This window comes from Caballeronia sp. dw_19 (assembly GCF_018449515.1).
Taxonomy (GTDB): Bacteria; Pseudomonadota; Gammaproteobacteria; order Burkholderiales; family Burkholderiaceae; genus Caballeronia.
The window spans coordinates 1-1,193 of the sequence record NZ_JAAVUQ010000099.1; the positions used below are offsets into that span (position 1 = coordinate 1).

Here is a 1,193-nt window from a genome sequence, read left to right on the forward strand (position 1 = left end):
CGCCCTGATTTTGTTCACTGATCCAGCGGTCGAGATACTGGATTGGTGACCTGTAGCCGAGCGTTGAATGCTGCCGTTTGCGGTTATAAAAGACTTCAATATAGTCGAAGCTCGCCGCCTTCATTTGGGCGTGTGTGGCGTAACGCACGCCATGATACCGCTCGTTTTTAAAGCTGTTAAACCAGCTTTCAGTGGGGGCGTTGTCCCAGCAGTTGCCCTTGCGACTCATCGAGCAGGTCATGCCATATTCTTTGAGCTTGTCTTGGAACGCGTGGCTGGCATATTGGCTGCCCCGATCCGAGTGATGCATGACGCCCGCGGCCGGCCGGCGGCGAAACCAGGCCATCGCCAACGCGTCCGTCGCAATGTCTGCCGTCATGCGCGGCTTGAGCGACCAGCCAATTACCTCGCGGTTGAACAGGTCCAAAACGACAGCCAAATACAGCCAGCCCTCGTCGGTCCAAAGGTACGTGATGTCCGATGTCCAGACCTGGTTCGGCGCTGCCGGAGTGAAGTTGCGATCGAGCAGGTTCTCAGCCACCGGCAAGCCGTGCTTTGAGTCCGTGGTGACCTTGTAGCGCCGCTTGTGACGAGCATGGATGCCATTCTCACGCATGAGCCTTTCGACTCGCTGCTTGCCGGCGCTGAAGCCTCGCAGGCGCAATTCACGCATCATGCGCGGACTGCCGTAAGCGCCCTTGAGTTCGGCATGAATGGCGCCAATCAAGGCCAGCATTTGATCATCGGTCAACCGCTTGCGATCAGGCGTGCCACCGCGCTTCCACGCTCTGTAGCCACTGATGCTAACGTCGAGCACCACGCACATTTCAAGCAGCGCGAACGCCTTGATATGCGTGCCAATCCAGGCGTACTTCACAGAACATCCCGCGCGAAGTACGCCGCTGCTTTTTTTATGATCTCGTTCTCCCGCTTCAAGCGAGCGACCTCGGAGCGCAGGTGGGACAGCTCCATTGCTTCCGGCGTGACGACCTTGCTGCCAGCCCCCGTCAGCTTGCCCGCCACAGCGGCCTTAATCCAGTTGCGCAGACTCTGGCTGCTCAAGCCGAGCTCCTTCGCCGCTTCCGTGATCGTCTGTCCATCGCTCACGCGTTTGACAGCAAGTTCCTTGAACTCTGCCGTGTACGCCTTTTTCGGTATCTTCTTCATTTCTAGTCTTTCCAAAGTAACGTCAA

General features: G+C 57.6%; 1 protein-coding gene. It reads right to left on the reverse strand.

Translation table 11 applies throughout. The annotated features are described in order from the left end of the window. A protein-coding gene (locus HB376_RS40570; protein ID WP_213769305.1) for an IS3 family transposase occupies positions 1-1,167 on the reverse strand; the annotation gives its coding sequence in 2 pieces (ribosomal slippage) (positions 1-915 and positions 915-1,167; 1,168 coding nt annotated over the 2 pieces). This gene is flagged as partial in the annotation. Positions 1,168-1,193: the final 26 nt, after the last annotated feature.